The following is a 20,041-nucleotide window of genomic DNA, read 5'->3' as shown; positions in this document are numbered from 1 at the left end:
CCATGACCTGCGCATGACCGCGTCCCCGACCTTCCAGCCCGCCTGGTGGCTGCCCAATCCGCACCTGCAGACCCTGTGGAGCCCGTTCTTCCGCCGCGGGCCGACCCTGGAACGGGAGCGCGAACGCCTGTGGCTGGCCGATGGCGACTTCATCGACCTCGACTGGGCCGGCCCGCACGATGCCGAGACCCCGCTGGTGCTGGCGCTGCACGGCCTCACCGGGTCATCCTCGTCGCACTACATCCTCGGTCTGCAGCGCGCCCTGCTGGAGCGCGGCTGGGCCAGCGTGGCGCTGAATTGGCGCGGTTGCTCGGGGGAGCCGAACCGCCTGCCGCGCGGCTACCATTCCGGGGTCAGCGACGACCTCGCCGAGGTGGTCGCGCACCTGCGCGCCAGGCGCCCGCAAGCGCCGCTGTACGCGGTCGGCTATTCGCTGGGCGGCAACGTGCTGCTCAAGTACCTGGGCGAAACCGCTGGGGACTGCCCGCTGCTCGGCGGCGTCGCGGTGTCGGTGCCGTTCCGCCTGGACGAGTGCGCCGACCGCATCGGCCTGGGCTTTTCCCGGGTCTACCAGGCGCACTTCATGAAGGCCATGCTGGCCTACGTGCAGGACAAGCAGCGGCTGTTCGGCGAGCAGGGCCAGGCGGAAGGCCTGGCCGCCCTGCAACGCCTCGGTCCGCTGGAGGGCATGCGCACCTTCTGGGACTTCGACGGCCGGGTCACCGCGCCGCTGCACGGCTTCGCCGACGCCAGGGATTACTATCGGCGCGCGTCCAGCCGCTACTACCTGCCGGACATCCGCACGCCGAGCCTGATCATCCATTCCAGCGACGACCCCTTCGTGTTCGCCCGCAGCCTGCCCGATCGCAGCGAACTGGCACCCTGCACCGAGCTGGAGCTGCACGCCCGCGGCGGTCACGTCGGCTTCGTCGACGGCTCTCCGCGCCAGCCCACCTACTACCTGGAACGACGCATCCCCGACTGGCTGGAGGCCCGCCTGCGGCAGCACTGAGCTGGCCGGCGTCCGGCGACGGGCGGCAGAATAGGAACAGGCTGAAGGAAAAAGGGGGGCGAATGGAACTGACGCTGCGGCACAACCCGATGCTCGACGACGCCGACTGCGAGGCGATCCTGGCGATCCACGCGGCGGTCGGCTGGGACCGGCGCATGCCGCCTGCCGAGCTACGCACGCTGTACCAGCATTCCGGGTATTCCCTGCTGGCCGAACGCGACGGCCGCCTGGTCGGCCTGCTGCGCGCCGAGGAAGAAACACCGATTCGCGTCTGGCTGGCGGAAATCGCCGTGCTGCCCGGCGCACAGAGCAGCGGCGTCGGCGCAGCCCTGCTGCGGCGCTTCGCCGAGGATCACCGCGGCGCCTACCTGTTCACCGACGCCACCCTCGGTACCGAAGCCTTCTTCCGCCGCCACGGCATCCACATCCAGCAGGTGCTGGAGAAAACCCTGCGCGATCAGAGCGGCACGTAGAGCCGCTCGGAAATCCCGTCCACCGCATCCTGGGCCTGCGCCTCGATGTGCCCGCTCTCCAGCGCCAGCACCTGGTAGATGCCGCGACGCAGTTGCGCCTCGCTGAGGTCGCCGTCGAGATCGAGGGTGGTGCAGAGGAAGCGCACCCAGGAGGTGAGGATGATCCAGGCGTTGAGGGTCAGGGCCTCCAGCTGGGTCTCGTTCATCCGCAGGATGCCGGCCTCGGTGAAGCCCCGGTAGATCGCCTTGGCGTTGACCAGGCAACGCTGGGCGAAGGCGCGGTAGCGCGCCGCCAGCTCCGGGTCGCTTTCCAGCAGGTGCTCGAGGTCGCGATGGAGGAAGCGGTAGCGCCACATCGCGGCCAGTAGCGCTTCCAGGTAGAAGGTCTTGTCGTCCACCGTCAGACCCCGCCCTTCGGGCAGGCGCAGGAAGCTCTCGACGTGGCTTTCGTACTCGGCGAACAGCTCGGCGATGATCGCCTGCTTGTTCGGGTAGTGGTAGTAGAGGTTCCCAGGCGATATACCCAGGTGGGTGGCGATATGGTTGGTGGTGACGCTGCGCTCGCCCTGGGCGTTGAACAGTTCCAGGCTGGCCTGGGCGATGCGATCGCGGGTCTTGATGCGTGGTGCCATGGGGACGACGGGCTCGTTCGGGTAACAGTGCGGGGCGCGCCCCGCCGTGACAGCGTAGAAGGTACACAAAGCCGGCCGCCCGGGTCAGCCCCCGGGGTGGCGGCCGGCGACCGGCCCGCCTTTCGTTGGGTACGCAAGCGCCGGGCTGGCAGGCATGCTGTTTGACACTTTAGAGTATTTACTCTAGAAATCCAGCGACGCAGCGAAATTCATCGGACCGAACCAGGTCCGCCATAACGACAGACGCGCGGCCACGCAGCCGCCCACGCTTCGCCGAGGAGCCAGCCCATGGTCGCCGATATCGCCTACCTGCAGCAGAGCCAGCAGGAAATCAACCAGCTCGAAGCCCTCTTCGCCCGCCAGCGCGCCGCCTACCTGGCGCAGCCGATGCCCGACGCCACGCAGCGCGTGCAGTGGCTGAAGGCCCTGCGCGACCTGCTGTTCAAGGAACAGCAGGCACTGATCGAGGCCATCGACCGGGACTTCAGCGCGCGCTCCGCCGACGAGACCCTGCTCGCCGAGATCATGCCCAGCCTGCACGGCATCCACTACGCCGCCAAGCGCGTGAAGAAATGGATGAAGCCCGCGCGCCGCGCGGTCGGCCTGCAATTCCAGCCGGCCTCGGCCCAGGTGGTGTACCAGCCGCTGGGCGTGGTCGGGGTGATCGTGCCTTGGAACTATCCGCTGTTCCTCTCCATCGGCCCGCTGACCGGGGCCCTCGCCGCCGGCAACCGGGTGATGATCAAGATGAGCGAGTCGACCCCGGCCACCGGGCGCCTGCTCAAGGACCTGCTGGCGCGGATCTTCCCCGAGGACCAGGTCGCCGTGGTGCTCGGCGAGGTGGACGTCGGCGTGGCCTTTTCCAAGCTGCCGTTCGACCACCTGCTGTTCACCGGCGCCACCAGCGTCGGCAAGCACGTGATGCGCGCCGCCGCCGAGAACCTGACCCCGGTCACCCTGGAGCTGGGCGGCAAGTCGCCGGCGATCGTCTCCGACAGCGTGCCGATGAAGGACGCCGCCGAGCGGATCGCCTTCGGCAAGAGCCTCAACGCCGGGCAGACCTGCGTCGCGCCCGACTACGTGCTGGTACCGAGCCGGCGCGTCGAGGAATTCGTCAGCCAGTACAAGGAGGTGGTCCAGGGCTTCTTCCCGCGTCTTTCGGACAACCCCGACTACACCGCAATCATCAACGAGCGCCAGCTCGGCCGCCTCCGGGGCTATCTCGACGACGCCCGCGAGAAGGGCGCGACCCTCGTCCCGCTGTTCGCCGAAGGCCAGCAGCGGCGCCTGCCGCAGACGCTGCTGCTGAACGTCAGCGACGACATGAAAGTGATGCAGGAGGAAATCTTCGGCCCGCTGCTGCCGGTGATCCCCTACGAGCGCCTGGAAGACGCCCTGGCCTATGTCAACCAGCGCCCGCGACCGCTGGCCCTGTACTACTTCGGCTACGACAAGGCGCAACAGCAGCGCGTGCTGCACGAGACCCACTCGGGCGGCGTGTGCCTGAACGACACCCTGCTGCACGTCGCCCAGGACGACATCCCGTTCGGTGGCGTCGGCCCCTCCGGCATGGGCCACTACCATGGCCACGAAGGCTTCCTCACCTTCAGCAAGGCCAAGGGCGTGTTCAGCAAGCCGCGCTTCAACGCCGCGCGAATGATCTACCCGCCCTACGGCAAGTCGATCCAGAAGCTCGTCTACAAGCTGTTCGTGCGCTGAACCGGGGCGCGTGCGGCGCCCCCTCATTCCTACGCTGCAGGTGACATAACAACAATGAGCGACACCACTCTCGAAGGCGCCGGCCTGTCCCGACGCAGCCTGATGAAAGTCGGCCTGATCGGCGGCGCGTTCCTCGCCACCGCGGGCGTCACCGCCAGCCTCACCGGCTGTTCGGCGGAGAAACCGGCGAGCGGCCTGGAAAAGGTCCGCGAATCCGACCTGCCGTTCCTCCGTGCGCTGCTGCCGGTGATGCTGCTCGGCGCGGTTTCCGCCGAGCAGATGCCGAAAGCCGTGGAGGGCGCGATCCAGAGCCTCGACCACAACCTGGCGCGGCTCTCCCCGGAGATGTTCAAGCTCACCCTGCAACTCTTCGACGTGCTCGCCCTGCCGCTCACCCGTGGCCCGCTGACCGGTATCTGGGGCAGTTGGGAGAACGCCAGCGGCGACGACGTGCGGGCATTCCTTTCGCGCTGGGAAAACAGCTTCATCGGCCTGTTGCGGATGGGCCACAGTTCGCTGATGCAACTGGCGATGATGGCCTGGTACGCCCGCCCCGAGGCGTGGGCCCATTGTGGCTACCCCGGACCGCCGAAGATCGCTTGAGCCGCCCCCGGAACAATACGAAGAGCCCGAAGCCGCCTAGCCTGAGAGTGCATTCATGCCTGTACCCGATCTGTTCGCCGAGGGCCTCGCCCGCGGCTGGAAAACCTACAACGGCTCGCGCCTGGACGACGACCTGGAGCTGGAGGCCGACGTGGTCGTGGTCGGCACCGGCGCCGGCGGCGGCACCACCGCGGAAATCCTCAGCGCCGCCGGCCTGAAGGTGCTGCTGGTGGAAGAGGGCCCGCTGAAGACCAGCAGCGATTTCAAGATGCAGGAGGCCGACGCCTACCCCGAGCTGTACCAGGAAGGCATCGGCCGGATGAGCAAGGACGGCGCCATCACCATCCTCCAGGGCCGCGCCGTGGGCGGCACCACCCTGATCAACTGGACCAGCAGCTTCCGCACCCCGGAACCGACCCTGCAGCACTGGGCCCAGGTCTACGGGGTCAAGGGCCACAGCGCGGAGGACATGGCGCCCTGGTTCGAGAAAATGGAGCAGCGCCTGCACGTGGCGCCCTGGGCGCTGCCGCCGAATGCCAACAACGACGTGATCCGCCTGGGCTGCGAGAAGCTCGGCTATCACTGGAAGGTCATCCCGCGCAACGTCCTCGGTTGCTGGAACCTCGGCTACTGCGGCATGGGCTGCCCGGTCAACGCCAAGCAGTCGATGCTGGTCACCACCATCCCGGCGACCCTCGACAAGGGTGGCGAGCTGCTCTACCTGGCGCGCGCCAACCGGCTGCTGCTGGACGGCGACAAGGTGACGGGCCTCGAATGCCTGGGCATGGATGAGCGCTGCGTGGCGCCCAACGGCCGCCGGATCAGGGTCCGGGCCAGGCACTACGTGCTCTCCGGCGGCGGCATCAACACCCCGGCGATTCTTCTCCGCTCGAAGGCGCCTGATCCGAGCCAGCGGGTCGGCAAGCGCACCTTCCTGCACACGGTGAATTTCAGCGCGGGGCTGTTCGACCGCGTGATCAACCCCTTCTACGGCGCACCGCAGTCGATCTACTCCGACCATTTCCAATGGGACGACGGTGTCACCGGACGCATGTCCTACAAACTGGAGGTGCCGCCGCTGCAACCGTCGCTGGCCTCGGTGCTGCTCGGCGGCTTCGGCAGCGACAACGCCCTGCGCATGGAACAGCTACCGCATACCAACATGATGCTCGCCCTGCTCCGCGACGGCTTCCACCCGGACAGCGCGGAGGGCTCGGTCGGCCTGCGCGGCGACGACACCCCAGTGCTCGACTACCGGATGACCGACTACACCTGGGACGGTATCCGCCGTGCCTTCCATACCATGGCGGAGATCCAGTTCGCCGCCGGCGCCCGGGAAGTGCGGCCGGTGCACAGCGACGCGCGTAGCGCGAAGAACCTGCAGGAGGCGCGCGGGATCATCGACGGCCTGCGCCTGGAGATCTACCGCACGCGCCTGGGCAGCGCCCACGTCATGGGCGGCTGCGCCATGGGCGAAGACCCGGCCGTGGCGGTGGCCGACAGCCTCGGCCGCCATCACCACCTGCGGAACCTGTCGATCCACGACGGCTCGCTGTTCCCCACCAGCATCGGCGCCAACCCGCAGCTCTCGGTCTACGGTCTTACCGCGCAACTGGCCAGCGCGCTGGCCGAACGCCTGGCCAGGGCCTGAACCGCCGCCGCCGGGCCGGCCGCGCGCCGCGGCAGCCGGCCCGGCGCCATCAGACCTATGGGCTAAAGGCCGATGGCCCGTGCGTCTTGGCCGCACGGGCATCCCTGCGCTACCATCCGATTCCCTTACGAAACCCTGCCAGGACGTAGCGATGAACCGAGTGCTGTACCCAGGCACCTTCGATCCCATCACCAAGGGTCACGGCGATCTGATCGAACGTGCTTCACGGCTTTTCGACCATGTGATCATCGCGGTCGCCGCCAGCCCCAAGAAGAACCCCCTGTTCAGCCTGGAACAGCGGGTTGCGCTGGCCCAGGAGGTCACCAAGCACCTGCCGAACGTCGAGGTGGTGGGCTTCTCCACCCTGCTGGCGCACTTCGTCAAGGAGCAGAAGGCGAATGTCTTCCTCCGCGGCCTGCGCGCGGTTTCCGACTTCGAGTACGAGTTCCAGCTGGCCAACATGAACCGCCAGCTCGCCCCCGACGTGGAAAGCATGTTCCTCACCCCGTCGGAGAAGTATTCCTTCATTTCCTCGACGCTGGTCCGAGAAATCGCCGCTCTCGGCGGGGATATCAGCAAGTTCGTGCATCCGGCCGTGGCAGACGCCCTGGCGGAACGTTTCAAGCGCTGATCCGCGTCTCTCCGCCGGCCTCCCGTCGGCGTCCCGCGTGCACTGCGGGCGCCGATGCGGCACAATTCCGCTATTCCCGTTACCGATGCCGTGGCTGTCCGTCGCGGTTGGAGTTGTTAGATGTCCCTGAAAATCACTGACGATTGCATCAATTGCGACGTCTGCGAACCCGAATGCCCGAACGGCGCGATCTCGCAAGGCGAAGAAATCTATGTGATCGATCCCAATCTCTGCACCGAGTGCGTCGGCCACTACGACGAGCCGCAGTGCCAGCAGGTCTGTCCGGTGGACTGCATTCCCCTTGACGACGCCAATGTCGAGAGCAAGGACCAGTTGATGGAGAAATACCGGAAGATCACCGGCAAGGCCTGATCCCCGCCGGCGCCTGTCCTTCAGGGACGGTTCGCGCCCCGTCCGACGCGCTTTTGGCTATCCTTGGCAATCCAGTCTGAGGCGTTCGCGGCCCCGTCCCGCGAACGCCGCTGAACAGTGAGCCGCCATGTCCTTCCTGAACCTGCCCGTCCGTACCCTGGTCGCCGCCTGCGGCCTGTCCCTGCTCAGCCTCGCGGCGCATGCCGACAGCTTTCGCGGCGACGCCCACGCACCGCAGCAGGCCGCCGTCGCCACGCCACATCCGGCCGCGACCGTCGCCGGCCTGGAAACCCTGGCCAATGGCGGCAACGCCTTCGACGCCGCGGCGGCCATCGCCGCTGCCCTGGCGGTAGCCGAGCCTTACGGCTCGGGACTCGGCGGCGGTGGATTCTTCCTTCTGCGCCAGGCCGGTGCGCAGCCGACCTATCGCTTCCTCGACGCCCGCGAGCGCGCGCCGAAGGCCGCCTACGCCGACATGTACCGGCGCAATGGCAAGGTCGACCCCAGGCTGTCCGTCGACGGCCCGCTGGCGGCGGCGATCCCCGGCCTGCCGGCGGCGCTGGTCGAATTGAGCAGCCGCTACGGACGCAAGCCCCTGGCCGACAATCTGGTGCCGGCGATCCGCCTGGCGGTGGATGGCGTATCCGTCGACCGGATCTACCGTGACCGCGCCGCCATGCGCCTGGAAGCGATGCGCAAGGACCCGGAAACCGCGCGGATCTTCCTCGACAAGGGCGGAATCCCCGACGAATGGAACCTGCTCCGCCAACCGCAGTTGGCACGTACCCTGGAACGCCTCGGGCGCTACGGGCGGATCGGTTTCTACGAAGGCGAGACAGCGGACAAGCTGCTCACCGGGGTCCGCGCCGGCGGCGGCATCTGGAGCGCGGCCGACCTGCGCGACTACCGGGTGATCGAACGCCGCCCGCTGGAGGTGAAGCTGGCCAACGGCCGCGAACTGATCAGCGCACCGCCGCCCTCGGCCGGCGGCGTCGCCCTGGCGCAGAGCCTGCAGATGCTGGAACAGCTGCCGTGGCAGAAGGCCGAGCCGGTACAGCGTGCCCATTACGTGCTGGAGGTCCTGCGCCGTGCCTACCGCGATCGAGGCCTGCTCGGCGACCCGGACTTCGTCGCCAACCCGCTGCCCAGTTTGCTGGCGCCGGACTACCTGAAGCGCCTTGCCGCCGGCATCGACCCGCGCCGCGCCACGCCCAGCTCGGCGCTGCCGGAGGCGCCGGCCTGGCGCGAAGGCGACCACACCACCCACTTCGCGGTGATCGATGCCCAGGGCAACGCGGTGGCCGCCACCCTCTCGGTGAACCTGCCGTTCGGCGCCGCCTTCACCGTTCCCGGTACCGGCGTGGTGCTGAACAACGAGATGGACGATTTCGCCGCCGACACCCAGGGCGCCAACAGCTACGGCCTGGCCGGCAGCCAGGCGAACGCGGTGGCGGCCGGCAAGCGCCCGCTGTCGAGCATGAGCCCGAGCTTCCTGGAAAGCCCGACCGACTTCGCCGCCTTCGGCACCCCTGGCGGCAGCCGCATCCCGAGCATGGTGCTGATCTCCATGCTGCAGTACTTCGACGGTCGCCCGGTCGGCCAATGGGTCGCCGCGCCGCGCTACCACCACCAGTACAAGCCGGACGTCGTCGAGTACGAACCGCGCGCCTTCAGCGATGCCGAGGCCGCCGAACTGCGCCGGCGCGGCTATCAGCTCAAACGCCTGGAGCGCAGCTACGGCAACCAGCAGGTGCTCTACTGGGACAAGCGCAGCGGCCGCGTCGACGCCGCCAGCGACCCGCGCGGGATCGGCTACTCGTCTCTGTCCCTGGAGGCGCAAGCGCAGCCTCGGCCGCACTGAACAAATGAGAGACAGCGCTCAAAAAATGTTCGACGATCTCACCCAGATAGGCGCCGCGTAGGGATTTCGCCGACGAGTCCGGCTGGCAATCCAGGCGGCGTGCCTCACTGGCTCGCCGCTTCAACCGCCTGCTGCGCATCCTCCGCACTGGCTTCCACCGCCTCCGGGTCAGACGGGGCGCCCTCCATGCCTCGGCCGGAGTGCCGGCGATCGGCGGCACCGGAGCAGTCGGCGACGCCGGACAGCTCTCCATCCAGCGCAGCGTGAATCCAGTTTTCCAGGCGGGTGTACCAGGCTGCGTTCGCGGCGCTCTCCAACCAGGCGATGGCATCCGCATCCTGCTGCTGTGCGGCCTTTTCCAGCCAGAGCCGCGCTTGCAGCTTGTTCATCCCGGCACCGGAACCGTTCCAGTAGGCTTCGCCCACCTTGAACTGGGCACGGGCATCTCCCTGGGTCGCAGCCTTGCAGAACCACTGGAAGGCCTTTTCCCGGCTGCCGGCATAACGGTCCAGCAGGGCGGCTTCCTCGTCTGAAGTGGCGGAATAGACGCCTTGCGAGTCGTCCAGGTAGAACCATCCCAGATTGGTTTCGGCGTCTTCGCTACCGCTGGCCGCCGCGCGTTCGAACCAGGTCCCGGCCTTCACCCGGTCCTGGTCGACCCCTTCGCCTCTCCAGTAGAGAACGCCCATTTCATTCTGGGCGGCGGCATCCCCCTGCTCCGCGGCCTTCCGGAACCAGCGTGCCGCCTCGGTCTTGTCCTGTGGCCCGCCGTCACCATCGCGATAGAGCATGGCCAGTTGGATCTGCGCGCGGACCATCCCCGCAGCGGCCGCCTTGCCCCACCATTCGCGCGCGCTGGCGTAGTTCTGTTGCTGGTAGAAATAGGCGCCGAAATCGAACAGAGCCTGCGGCTCCCCCGTCTCGGCGGCCTGGCGGAGGCGGGTGAATTCGGCGAACAGTTCATCGCCGCGCTTGTCGCCCTGCTCGGCCTTGGACTGCTCCTTGGCGAGGTCGGACACCGCATCCTCCGCCCAGGCGAACGAGGGTACGGCAAGAGCAAGGACGGACAGGAACACCCACTGACTGAACATACGCGAAATCCTTATCTTGGTTGAGTCGGTCGGCCACCCCTGGTCGACCTTGTGACCTTGCTGGTCAGCAGGACACTGTCACCATCGGAGAGTCCGATCAAGTGCCGCGAACGGTCCGTGCGGAACATCTGTCATCGGCCGATGCGGCGCTATAGCTGCCGCCTGCCGTGGCGGAAGAAAAGACTTAGCCCAATCTCCGTGCCCCCTGCAATGCATCGAGAAAACAAAAAGCCGGTCGATGACCGGCTTTTTTTCATTCCGTTGGAAACTCAGCTTTCGTCGTGGTTATAGCCGCTGGTGGTGCAGCCCAGGCAACGGACGAAGGCTTCCTTGCCCGGATCGACCACCAGCGCCTGGCCGGCCTTGCCGACGCTGCCGCTGGCCGCGGTGAACGGCAGGCTGACCACGAAGGCCACCGCCCCGACGGCCGTGGCGGCGATCAGGAAGGGACGGGCGATGAGCAGATCGCCGATCATGGCGTACGCGGGGGGCGCTTCGACGGTGTACATCGGGTCGCCGCTGGCGTTTTCCTGCACGGCATCCGCCAGCGCGGGCATGGACGAGAGCCCGGTGGTCAGCGCCAGCACGAGCGCGGTGGTGCGAAACAGGTTCATGGAGGCGGTCCTTTCTGGTTTTTGGTTGGGCAGATATCGCCTAACTATAACAGCGCTGCGGGTAGTGCCAGCGTGACCGCCTTCAATCGCCGAGGAATGCGTAGTGCGGCTTTTTCGGGATGAACGGCCGGTAGAAGCCGATCAGGCTGCACAGGTCGGCGTCCTCGTTGCCGGTCGGCCAGAAGGGTTCGCCGATGACGATCCGCCGGTTTTCGTAGTCCAGCGCCGCCGGCACCACCGGTACGCCGGCGCCACGGGCGATGTGGTAGAAGCCCATGCGCCAGCGGTCGACCTTCTTGCGCGTGCCTTCCGGAGCGATGATCAGCATGAACTCGCGGTGCTCGCGGAAGGCCTGGATCGCCTGGTCCACGGTATTCAGCTTCAGGTGGCGCTGGATCGGGATGCCACCCCAGCGCCGCATCAGGCCGCCCAGCGGGCCGTTGAACAGGGTGTGCTTGCCGAACCAGCGGGCGTTCAGGCGCAGGACGAACTTGGCGGCAAGGAAGGCCACGAAGTCCCAGTTCGAGGTGTGGTGGGCGCCGATCACCACGAACTTGTCGAGCGCGGGCAATTGGCCCTCGATCTTCCAGCCGGAGAGTTTCAGCATGGCATGGCCGAGCGACTCGACCAGGGTGTTGCGAGGCAGGTAATTGCCGGACATCGTGCACCTTTCTTATGGCAGGCCGCTCACCGTGGCGGCCCTTCTTGTGGCGGTAGAGTATGCGCGGCGCGGCGCTTCAGCGTTGGCAGCGCGGGCAGTACACGCTGGCGCGCTGGCCTAGGCGGATCTCGCGCAGGGTGCTGCCGCAGACCTTGCAGAACTCCCCGCCACGGCCATAGACGAACAATTCCTGCTGGAAGTAACCGGGCTGGCCGTCGCCGCCGACGAAATCGCGCAGGGTGGTGCCGCCGCGCTCGATGGCGATCGCCAGGATCCGCTTGATCTCCTCCGCCAGGCGCAGGTAGCGCGCCTTGGAGATGCTCCCGGCGGGCTTGCGCGGATCGATGCCGGCGGCGAACAGCGCTTCGCTGGCGTAGATGTTGCCGACCCCGACCACCACCGCGTTGTCCATGATGAACGGCTTGACCGCCATGCTCCGCCCGCGCGACAGCTCGAACAGACGCTGGCCGGCGAAAGCGTCGGTCAGCGGTTCCGGGCCGAGGTTGCGCAGCAACTCGTGTTCCAGTGGCGCCAGGCTCCAGAGCATGGCGCCGAAGCGCCGCGGATCGGTGTAGCGCAGGGCCATGCCCGAGGCCAGCTCGATGTCGACGTGCTCGTGGCGACTGGCCGGGGTGCCGCTCTCCACCAGCCTCAGGCTGCCGGACATGCCCAGGTGGCTGATCAGCGTACCGGCCTCGGCGCCCAGCAGCAGGTACTTGGCGCGGCGCTCGACGCTGACGATGCGTTGTCCGGACAGGCGCACGTCCAGGTCTTCGGGAATCGGCCAGCGCAGGCGCCGCTCGCGCACGATCACGCGCTCGACGCGCTGGCCTTCGAGGTAGGGGGCGATGCCCCGGCGGGTGGTTTCGACTTCGGGTAGTTCGGGCATGGCGGCAGCAATCCGGTTGACCGCGGCACCTTAGCAGGAAGCGCCGCGGCGCGGCCAGTCAGTAGCTGCCCTGGCCGACGCCCAGCTCGAGGATCGAGCCCTTGAGGTTCTCGAAGTCGTAGTCGGTGAGCCCGACGTAGTCCAGCACCAGCGCACCGATGCTGTTCCATTCGTGGTCTTCCGGCTGGTTGCCGAGGACCCGGTGCGAACCGCAGATGTGCTCGGCCATCTTCAGGATCGCCAGCAGGTTCTTCAGTTGGGTATCGCGTGCCGATTCGTCGCCGAAGATCGACAACGCGTTGTGGTGGTTGGCGATCGCCTCGCAGACGTGCTCCGGCAGGCGCCAGGAGCGCGCGGTGTAGTAGCCGACCACCGCATGGTTGGTGTTCAGCACGCGGTTCTCGGTGTCCACCACCCGGCGTTCGTCGCTGGCGGCGGCGTAGGCCTCTTCCAGCACCGCCATGTAGTGCGGGAAGCGCTTGAGCATCAGCGGGATGCCGCAATTGTGGAACAGGCCGAGAGCGTAGGCTTCGTCCACCGATTCGTAGCCGATCCGCTTGGCCAGGCTGAGGCAGCTCATGGCCACGTCCTGGGCGGTGTCCCAGAAACGGTTGAGGGTGACGATGGTGTCGTCGCTCATCTCACCCTTGATCGACTGGGCGTTGATCAGGTTGATCACCGAACGACTGCCCAGCAGGTTCACCGCGCGCTGGATCGAAGTGATGCGATTGGCCAGGCCGAAGAACGGCGAGTTCACCAGTTTCAGGAGAGCCCCGGAAAGGCCCGGGTCCTGGCTGATCAGCCTGGCAATGTTCTTCAGGTCCGGATTGGGCATGACCTGCTCCATCTGCAGGTCGACCATGATCTGGGGTTGCGGCGGCACGCTGATGCCTTGCAGGGCCTGGCGGATCTGCTCGGCGGTGAGTTCTTGGACCATGAGGACGGAGGCGAAAGTTGACGGTGCGCGCAGTTTACCCGGAGAACCCCGCCATGGGGCGGGCTTCTGCCGGAAAAGCGGCGCCAGGCAACGGACATGGAACTTTTCCCGCAGCCGCCAGGGTCGGAATGAATACCCCTTCTGATATCGGGAGACATGCCATGACCCAATCCCTGCACGGCAAGGTCGTCGCCGCCCTGGTGACCGACGGTTTCGAACAGGTCGAACTGACCGGTCCGAAAAAAGCCCTGGAAGACGCCGGCGCCACGGTAAGGATTCTTTCCGACAAGGCCGGCGAGGTGCACGGCTGGAACCATCACCAGCCAGCCGAGGCCTTCCGCGTCGACGGCACCTTCGAAGACGCCAGCCTGGACGACTACGACGCCCTGCTGCTGCCCGGCGGGGTGATCAATTCCGACCAGATCCGCAGCCTGGCCAAGGCCCAGGAACTGGCGATCCGCGCCGAACAGGCGAGCAAGCCGGTGGCGGTGATCTGCCACGGCGCCTGGCTGCTGATCTCCGCCGGCCTGGTGCAGGGTCGTACCCTGACCAGTTGGCCGTCGCTCAAGGACGACATCAACAACGCCGGCGGCCACTGGGTGGACCAGGAGGTAGCGGTGGACGGCAAGCTGGTGAGCAGCCGCAAACCCGAAGACATCCCGGCCTTCAACCGTCGATTCATCGAAATCCTCGCCGGCTGAACGGCCCGCGTTCGCGCAGCGGCGAATCCCGTCGCTGCGCTATAATCGCGCTCTTTTGCCGGAGCCTTTCCCATGACCCTGCCCAGCTTGCGTCTCAAAGCCAACGCCGAGCGCCGCCTGCGCGCCGGCCACCTGTGGGTCTACAGCAACGAGGTGGATGTCGCCGCGACGCCGCTGAATGCCTTCGCCGCCGGCGACCAGGCGGTGCTGGAAATGGCCAACGGCAAGCCGCTGGGCATCGTCGCGCTGAGCCCGAACAATCTCATCTGCGGCCGCCTCATTTCCCGTGATACCAAGCACGTTCTCGACAAATCGCTGCTGGTTCATCGCATCAACATCGCCCTCAGCCTGCGCGAGCGGCTTTTCGACAAGCCGTTCTACCGGCTGGTCTACGGCGATTCCGACCTGCTGCCCGGCCTGGTGGTCGATCGCTTTGGCGACGTGCTGGTGGTGCAACTGGCGTCCGCAGCCATGGAACTGCGCAAGGACGAGGTGCTCGCCGCCCTGCTGCAGGTGCTCAAGCCCGCCGCCGTGCTCTGGAAGAACGACTCCAGCGCGCGCGACGCCGAGGGCCTGGAGCGCTACGTGGCCAATGCCTACGGCGAAGTGCCGGAGTGGGTCGCCCTGGAAGAGAACGGCGTGAAGTTCGAGGCGCCGGTGCTGGCCGGGCAGAAGACCGGCTGGTTCTACGACCACCGCATGAACCGTGCGCGCCTGGCGCCCTACGTGCGGGGCAAGCGGGTCCTCGACCTGTTCAGCTATATCGGTGGCTGGGGCATCCAGGCCGCCGCCTTCGGCGCCAGCGAAGTGATGTGCGTGGACGCGTCCGCCTTCGCCCTCGACGGCGTCGAGCGCAACGCGGCACTGAACGGCGTGGCGGAGAAGGTCGCCTGCGTCGAGGGCGACGTGTTCGAGGCCCTGCGCGAGCTGAAGGCCGCCGACGAACGCTTCGACGTGGTGATCGCCGACCCGCCGGCCTTCATCAAGCGCAAGAAGGACCTGAAGAACGGTGAGGCCGCCTACCGCCGTCTCAACGAACAGGCCATGCGCCTGCTGAGCAAGGACGGCATCCTGGTCAGCGCCTCCTGCTCGATGCACCTGCCCGAGGACGACCTGCAGAACATCCTGATCGGCAGCGCCCGCCATCTCGACCGTAACATCCAGCTGCTCGAGCGCGGCGGCCAGGGCCCCGACCATCCGGTGCACCTGGCGATCGCGGAAACCCGCTACATCAAGAGCCTGACCTGCCGGCTGCTGCCCAACGGCTGAGCCCGTCCCGGCGGATGAGCGCCTGCGTTCATCCGCCCTACGGCCACCGCCGCTCATGGCGCGACGGGCGGCGCAAGACGCCAGCCGGGTCGCGACGCGCCGCTCCGCCGACCGCCAGCCTTCCCCATTCGCCCGCTCTAGGCTTAGAATCCGGGCATTCCTCGCCAATCATCCCCCGGCGGGCAGTGAGCCCAGGCCGTCGCCAATGGTGACCCCATTCAGACCCCGGCCAACTCCGTACACTCGGCTATTCCCCGTTTGCATCCGGTTCCTTCGACGCTCACGATACAGTCATAACCCGAACCTGATTAGCCGCAGGAAATCGTCATGCCCGATTACCGCTCGAAAACCTCCACCCACGGCCGCAACATGGCCGGCGCCCGCGCCCTCTGGCGCGCCACCGGGATGAAGGACGAAGACTTCAAGAAGCCGATCATCGCCATCGCCAACTCCTTCACCCAGTTCGTGCCCGGCCACGTGCACCTGAAGGACCTCGGCCAACTGGTCGCCCGCGAGATCGAGAAGGCCGGCGGCGTGGCCAAGGAATTCAACACCATCGCCGTCGACGACGGCATCGCCATGGGCCACGACGGCATGCTCTATTCGCTGCCGAGCCGGGAGATCATCGCCGACTCCGTGGAATACATGGTCAACGCCCACTGCGCCGACGCCATCGTCTGCATCTCCAACTGCGACAAGATCACCCCCGGCATGCTGATGGCGGCGCTGCGCCTGAACATCCCGGTAGTGTTCGTCTCCGGCGGGCCGATGGAAGCCGGCAAGACCAAGCTGGCCAGCCACGGCCTGGACCTGGTCGATGCCATGGTGGTGGCCGCCGACGACTCCTGCTCCGACGAGAAGGTCGCCGAGTACGAGCGCAGCGCCTGCCCGACCTGCGGCTCCTGCTCCGGCATGTTCACCGCCAACTCGATGAACTGCCTGACCGAGGCGCTCGGCCTGTCGCTGCCGGGCAACGGCTCGACCCTGGCCACCCACGCCGACCGCGAGCAACTGTTCCTGCGCGCCGGGCGCCTGGCCGTGGAACTCTGCCAGCGCTATTACGGTGAAGGCGACGACAGCGTGCTGCCGCGCAACATCGCCAACTTCAAGGCCTTCGAGAACGCCATGACCCTGGACATCGCCATGGGCGGCTCGACCAATACCATCCTGCACCTGCTGGCCGCCGCCCAGGAGGCCGAGGTGCCGTTCGACCTGCGCGACATCGACCGCCTGTCGCGCAAGGTGCCGCAACTGTGCAAGGTGGCGCCGAACATCCAGAAGTACCACATGGAAGACGTGCATCGCGCCGGCGGCATCTTCTCCATCCTCGGCGAACTGGCCCGCGGTGGCCTGCTGCACACCGACGTCCCCACCGTGCACAGCCCGAGCATGGCCGACGCCATCGCCCAGTGGGACATCACCCAGACCCGCGACGAAGCCGTGCACACCTTCTTCAAGGCCGGTCCGGCGGGCATCCCGACCCAGACCGCGTTCAGCCAGAACACCCGCTGGCCGAGCCTGGACGACGACCGCGCCGAGGGCTGCATCCGCAGCGTCGAGCATGCCTATTCCAAGGAAGGCGGGCTGGCCGTGCTCTACGGCAACATCGCTCTCGACGGCTGCGTGGTGAAGACCGCCGGGTTCGACGAGTCGATCCACGTGTTCGAAGGCAGCGCGAAGATCTTCGAAAGCCAGGACGCCGCGGTGAAAGGCATCCTCGGCGACGAGGTGAAGGCCGGCGACATCGTGATCATCCGCTACGAAGGACCGAAGGGCGGGCCGGGCATGCAGGAAATGCTCTATCCGACCAGCTACCTGAAGTCCAAGGGCCTGGGCAAGCAGTGCGCCCTGCTCACCGACGGACGCTTCTCCGGCGGAACCTCGGGCCTGTCCATCGGTCACGCCTCCCCGGAAGCCGCCGCCGGCGGCGCCATCGGCCTGGTGCAGGACGGCGACAAGGTGCTGATCGACATTCCCAATCGCTCGATCAACCTGCTGGTCAGCGACGAAGAACTCGCCGCACGCCGCGCCGAACAGGACAAGAAGGGCTGGAAGCCGGCCGCGCCGCGTGCCCGCCGCGTCAGCACCGCGCTCAAGGCCTACGCCCTGCTCGCCACCAGCGCCGACAAGGGCGCGGTACGCAACAAGGCGCTGCTGGACGGCTGAATCGTCCCGCGACGAAAAAAGCCCGGTCCCGCGCCGGGCTTTTTCATTCACGCGTACGCGCGCCGAATGGCGGATAACCGCAAGCGGTCATTCGCCCTACCGCTCACCCACGCTCCAACCGTAGGGCGCATACGCCACCGGCGTTATCCGCCGACATGCGGCGCAGCCAGGCCTGGGCGAGACCGTGTTCGCCCAGTAAAATCGCGCTCTTTTTCCCCGGACCGCCACCATGAGTTCCCTGCAAAGCCCGTCGGACGCCAGCGCCCGCAACGACCTGGTCTATGGCCTGGACGACCGTCCCAGCGCTCCCATCGCCCTGCTCGCCGCCCTCCAGCACCTGCTGGCGATCATCGTGCCGATCGTTACCCCCGGCCTGCTGATCTGCCAGGCGCTGGGCGTATCGCCGCGCGACACCAATCTGATCGTGTCGATGTCGCTGGTGATCTCCGGCATCGCCACCTTCGTCCAGTGCAAGCGCTTCGGCCCGTTCGGCGCCGGACTGTTGATCGTCCAGGGCACCAGCTTCAACTTCGTCGGCCCGCTGATCGCCGGCGGGGCGCTGATGGTCAAGCAGGGCACGCCGGTGGAAAGCGTGATGGCGGCGATCTTCGGCGTGGTCATCGCCGGCTCCTTCGTCGAGATGGGCATCTCGCGCATACTGCCGTTCGTCAAGCGGCTGATCACCCCGCTGGTGACCGGCATCGTCGTGCTGATGATCGGCCTGACCCTGATCAAGGTCGGCCTGATCAGCATGGGCGGCGGCTTCTCGGCGATGTCCAACGGCACCTTCGCCAACGGCGAGAACCTGCTGCTGTCCGGCGTGGTGCTGGGCATCATCGTGGTGCTCAACCGCATCCCGGTGGTATGGATGCGCAGTTGCGCCATCGTCATCGCCCTGGCCGTCGGCTACGCGCTGGCCGGCTACCTCGGTCGCCTGGACTTCACCGGCATGCACCAGGCCGAGCTGTTCCAGGTACCGACCCCGCTGCACTTCGGCCTGGACTTCTCCTGGCCGCTGTTCATCCCGATGCTGGTGATCTACCTGGTCACCTCCCTGGAAGCCATCGGCGACGTCACCGCCACCAGCAAGGTGTCTAAGCAACCGGTGGAAGGCCCGCTGTGGATGCAGCGGATCAAGGGCGGCGTGCTGGTCAACGGCGCCAACTCGTTCCTCGCCGGTATCTTCAATACCTTCCCCAGCTCAGTGTTCGCCCAGAACAACGGGGTGATCCAGCTCACCGGCGTGGCCAGCCGCTACGTCGGCCTCTGGATCGCCGCCATGCTGGTCCTGCTCGGCCTGTTCCCAAGCGTCGCCGGGGTCATCCAGGCGGTGCCGGAACCGGTACTGGGCGGCGCGGCGATGGTGATGTTCGGCGCGGTGGCCGCTTCGGGCATCAACATCCTCGCCGGCATCCAGCTGGACCGCCGTGCCCTGCTGATCATCGCCGTATCCCTGGCCCTCGGCCTGGGCGTTTCGCAGGTGCCGGAGTTCCTCGCGCACATGCCCGCGGCGCTGCGCAACGTGCTGGAGTCCGGGGTCGCCACCGGCGGCATCTGCGCCCTGCTGCTGAACTGGTTCCTGCCGGAAAGCCCGGTCCAGAAGGCCGCACACTGATAGGCGCGGCGCCACCTCCGGGTGGCGTCGCGGTTTTCGCCGAAGGGTTTTCGTACCCGGCCAATGGTTGGGTATGATCGACGGCATGGCCATGCCCGTCGGCCACCCTCTTCCGTCCCGCAACCCGGACCCGCGCCCATGCCCCAGTCCCGCCGCCCGTTGCGCATCGGCCTGATCGCCGACACCCATGGCCTGCTCCGGCCCGAGGCGCTGGAACGGTTGCGCGGCTGCGACCAGTTGATCCATGCCGGCGACATCGGCAAGCCGGAAATCCTCGCCGAGCTGGAACGCCTGGCGCCGCTCTCGGTGGTGCGCGGTAACAACGACACCCAGGACTGGGCGGCGGACATCCCCGAGCGCCTGCTGTTGAAGATCGGCCGGCTGACCCTCTACGTGCTGCACGACCTCAAGCGACTCGACCTCGACCCGGCCGCCGAAGGCATCGACGTGGTGGTCGCCGGACATTCGCACAAGCCGCTGAAGGAAGAGCGCGACGGCGTGCTCTACCTCAACCCGGGCAGCGCCGGACCGCGGCGCTTCAGCTTGCCGATCGGGATCGGCGTGCTGGAAGTGGCGGGGAAGAAGATCGAGGCGGAGCTGATCACCCTCTGACCCCGCCTGGAACCGTCAGCGGCGCTCCCATACCTCGAAGGCGTAGGCAGGCGCATCGTCAGCCGCGGCGTGTTCGATGCTCGACGCCAGGCGCCAGGCCGCGCCATCGATCTCGGGGAAAAAGGCGTCGCCTTCCGGCGCCAGGCCCACCCGGGTCAGGTAGAGGCGCGCGGCGCGCGGCAAGGCCTCGGCATAGAGCTGGGCGCCGCCGATCAGCATCAGTTCGTCGGCGTCCTCCGCCTGCGCCCACGCCTCGGCGCGCGCCAGCGCGGCGTCCAGGCTGGCGAACACTTCCGCACCCTCCAGTGCCAGGCCGGCCTGGCGACTGACCACCAGGTTGAGCCGGCCCGGCAGCGGCCGACCCAGCGAGTCCCAGGTCTTGCGCCCCATGATCACCGGCTTGCCGAGGGTCATCGCCTTGAAATGCTTGAGGTCGGCCGGCAGGCGCCAGGGCAGGCGGTTGTCGATGCCGATCGCGCGGTTCTCGCCAAGGGCGGCGATCATCGCCAGCGGTCGTGCCATGGGGTTACCT

20 protein-coding genes are annotated in these 20,041 nt (G+C 67.3%); 13 read left to right on the top strand and 7 right to left on the bottom strand.

Features of this window, described 5'->3' with window-relative positions; all coding sequences use genetic code 11:
- Positions 1 to 13: 13 nt before the first annotated feature.
- Together LE197_RS30935 and LE197_RS30930 are read left to right on the top strand one after the other, a co-directional pair.
- Positions 14 to 1,012: a hydrolase gene (locus LE197_RS30935; RefSeq protein ID WP_226033793.1), complete on the top strand. Its 999-nt coding sequence runs from the start codon at positions 14 to 16 to the stop codon at positions 1,010 to 1,012.
- Between the two features lie 62 nt (positions 1,013 to 1,074).
- Positions 1,075 to 1,485 (top strand): GNAT family N-acetyltransferase, encoded by a 411-nt coding sequence (locus LE197_RS30930; RefSeq protein WP_003102866.1) that lies wholly within the window; start codon positions 1,075 to 1,077, stop codon positions 1,483 to 1,485.
- Here LE197_RS30930 and LE197_RS30925 read toward each other — a convergent pair.
- The gene (locus LE197_RS30925; protein ID WP_003084488.1) at positions 1,470 to 2,117 is read right to left on the bottom strand and encodes a TetR/AcrR family transcriptional regulator; all 648 of its coding nucleotides are present in this window, start codon (positions 2,115 to 2,117) and stop codon (positions 1,470 to 1,472) included. The genes LE197_RS30930 and LE197_RS30925 overlap by 16 nt on opposite strands.
- A gap of 288 nt (positions 2,118 to 2,405) precedes the next feature.
- Between LE197_RS30925 and LE197_RS30920 the strand changes: the two genes are divergently transcribed.
- From LE197_RS30920 to ggt, 6 genes are all read left to right on the top strand, one after another.
- On the top strand, positions 2,406 to 3,836 hold the full coding sequence (locus tag LE197_RS30920) for a coniferyl aldehyde dehydrogenase (RefSeq protein ID WP_003102868.1): 1,431 nt from the start codon (positions 2,406 to 2,408) through the stop codon (positions 3,834 to 3,836).
- A 54-nt stretch (positions 3,837 to 3,890) separates the two neighbouring features.
- Entirely contained in the window at positions 3,891 to 4,439 is a 549-nt protein-coding gene (locus LE197_RS30915; protein WP_034001926.1) for a twin-arginine translocation pathway signal protein, read from the top strand.
- 55 nt (positions 4,440 to 4,494) lie between these two features.
- Positions 4,495 to 6,090: a GMC family oxidoreductase gene (locus tag LE197_RS30910; protein WP_003102870.1), complete on the top strand. Its 1,596-nt coding sequence runs from the start codon at positions 4,495 to 4,497 to the stop codon at positions 6,088 to 6,090.
- Between the two features lie 151 nt (positions 6,091 to 6,241).
- Positions 6,242 to 6,721, top strand: a complete 480-nt coding sequence (coaD, locus tag LE197_RS30905) for a pantetheine-phosphate adenylyltransferase (protein ID WP_003084466.1) — start codon at positions 6,242 to 6,244, stop codon at positions 6,719 to 6,721.
- Positions 6,722 to 6,841: 120 nt separating this feature from the next.
- Entirely contained in the window at positions 6,842 to 7,093 is a 252-nt protein-coding gene (locus LE197_RS30900; RefSeq protein ID WP_003084462.1) for a YfhL family 4Fe-4S dicluster ferredoxin, read from the top strand.
- Between the two features lie 127 nt (positions 7,094 to 7,220).
- On the top strand, positions 7,221 to 8,954 hold the full coding sequence (gene ggt, locus LE197_RS30895) for a gamma-glutamyltransferase (RefSeq protein WP_003121743.1): 1,734 nt from the start codon (positions 7,221 to 7,223) through the stop codon (positions 8,952 to 8,954).
- A 104-nt stretch (positions 8,955 to 9,058) separates the two neighbouring features.
- Here the strand turns inward: ggt and LE197_RS30890 are convergent, their stop codons facing one another.
- From LE197_RS30890 to LE197_RS30870, 5 genes are all read right to left on the bottom strand, one after another.
- On the bottom strand, positions 9,059 to 10,045 hold the full coding sequence (locus LE197_RS30890) for a tetratricopeptide repeat protein (protein ID WP_003118791.1): 987 nt from the start codon (positions 10,043 to 10,045) through the stop codon (positions 9,059 to 9,061).
- 269 nt (positions 10,046 to 10,314) lie between these two features.
- Complete coding sequence (locus LE197_RS30885) at positions 10,315 to 10,659, bottom strand: hypothetical protein (protein WP_003084452.1); 345 nt, start codon at positions 10,657 to 10,659, stop codon at positions 10,315 to 10,317.
- Positions 10,660 to 10,741: 82 nt separating this feature from the next.
- A complete protein-coding gene (locus LE197_RS30880; protein ID WP_003084450.1) occupies positions 10,742 to 11,320 on the bottom strand; it encodes a lysophospholipid acyltransferase family protein in 579 nt (192 codons plus the stop codon).
- Between the two features lie 76 nt (positions 11,321 to 11,396).
- Positions 11,397 to 12,209, bottom strand: coding sequence for a bifunctional DNA-formamidopyrimidine glycosylase/DNA-(apurinic or apyrimidinic site) lyase (mutM, locus tag LE197_RS30875; RefSeq protein WP_003102876.1), 813 nt, complete (start codon positions 12,207 to 12,209; stop codon positions 11,397 to 11,399).
- A 58-nt stretch (positions 12,210 to 12,267) separates the two neighbouring features.
- Positions 12,268 to 13,092, bottom strand: coding sequence for an HDOD domain-containing protein (locus LE197_RS30870; RefSeq protein ID WP_003118789.1), 825 nt, complete (start codon positions 13,090 to 13,092; stop codon positions 12,268 to 12,270).
- A 215-nt stretch (positions 13,093 to 13,307) separates the two neighbouring features.
- On the opposite strand from LE197_RS30870, the gene pfpI reads away from it, so the two are divergent.
- The 5 genes from pfpI (at position 13,308) to LE197_RS30845 (ending at position 19,509) form a co-directional block, all read left to right on the top strand.
- A complete protein-coding gene (pfpI, locus tag LE197_RS30865; RefSeq protein ID WP_023109565.1) occupies positions 13,308 to 13,847 on the top strand; it encodes a protease PfpI in 540 nt (179 codons plus the stop codon).
- Positions 13,848 to 13,919: 72 nt separating this feature from the next.
- Entirely contained in the window at positions 13,920 to 15,116 is a 1,197-nt protein-coding gene (locus LE197_RS30860) for a class I SAM-dependent rRNA methyltransferase (protein ID WP_003102882.1), read from the top strand.
- A 327-nt stretch (positions 15,117 to 15,443) separates the two neighbouring features.
- Complete coding sequence (ilvD, locus tag LE197_RS30855; protein ID WP_226033792.1) at positions 15,444 to 17,282, top strand: dihydroxy-acid dehydratase; 1,839 nt, start codon at positions 15,444 to 15,446, stop codon at positions 17,280 to 17,282.
- Positions 17,283 to 17,511: 229 nt separating this feature from the next.
- Positions 17,512 to 18,897: a nucleobase:cation symporter-2 family protein gene (locus LE197_RS30850; protein WP_003084433.1), complete on the top strand. Its 1,386-nt coding sequence runs from the start codon at positions 17,512 to 17,514 to the stop codon at positions 18,895 to 18,897.
- A 138-nt stretch (positions 18,898 to 19,035) separates the two neighbouring features.
- A complete protein-coding gene (locus tag LE197_RS30845) occupies positions 19,036 to 19,509 on the top strand; it encodes a metallophosphoesterase family protein (protein ID WP_003102894.1) in 474 nt (157 codons plus the stop codon).
- A gap of 15 nt (positions 19,510 to 19,524) precedes the next feature.
- Here LE197_RS30845 and LE197_RS30840 read toward each other — a convergent pair whose 3' ends face one another.
- Entirely contained in the window at positions 19,525 to 20,031 is a 507-nt protein-coding gene (locus LE197_RS30840; RefSeq protein WP_003084430.1) for a dihydrofolate reductase, read from the bottom strand.
- Positions 20,032 to 20,041 lie beyond the last annotated feature (10 nt).

Origin of the sequence: Pseudomonas sp. PS1(2021) (genome assembly GCF_020405165.1) — a bacterium.
GTDB classification, from domain to species: domain Bacteria; phylum Pseudomonadota; class Gammaproteobacteria; order Pseudomonadales; family Pseudomonadaceae; genus Pseudomonas; species Pseudomonas aeruginosa.
The sequence above is the reverse complement of the archived record's forward strand: the minus strand, read 5'-3'. Positions and strand labels throughout refer to the sequence as shown.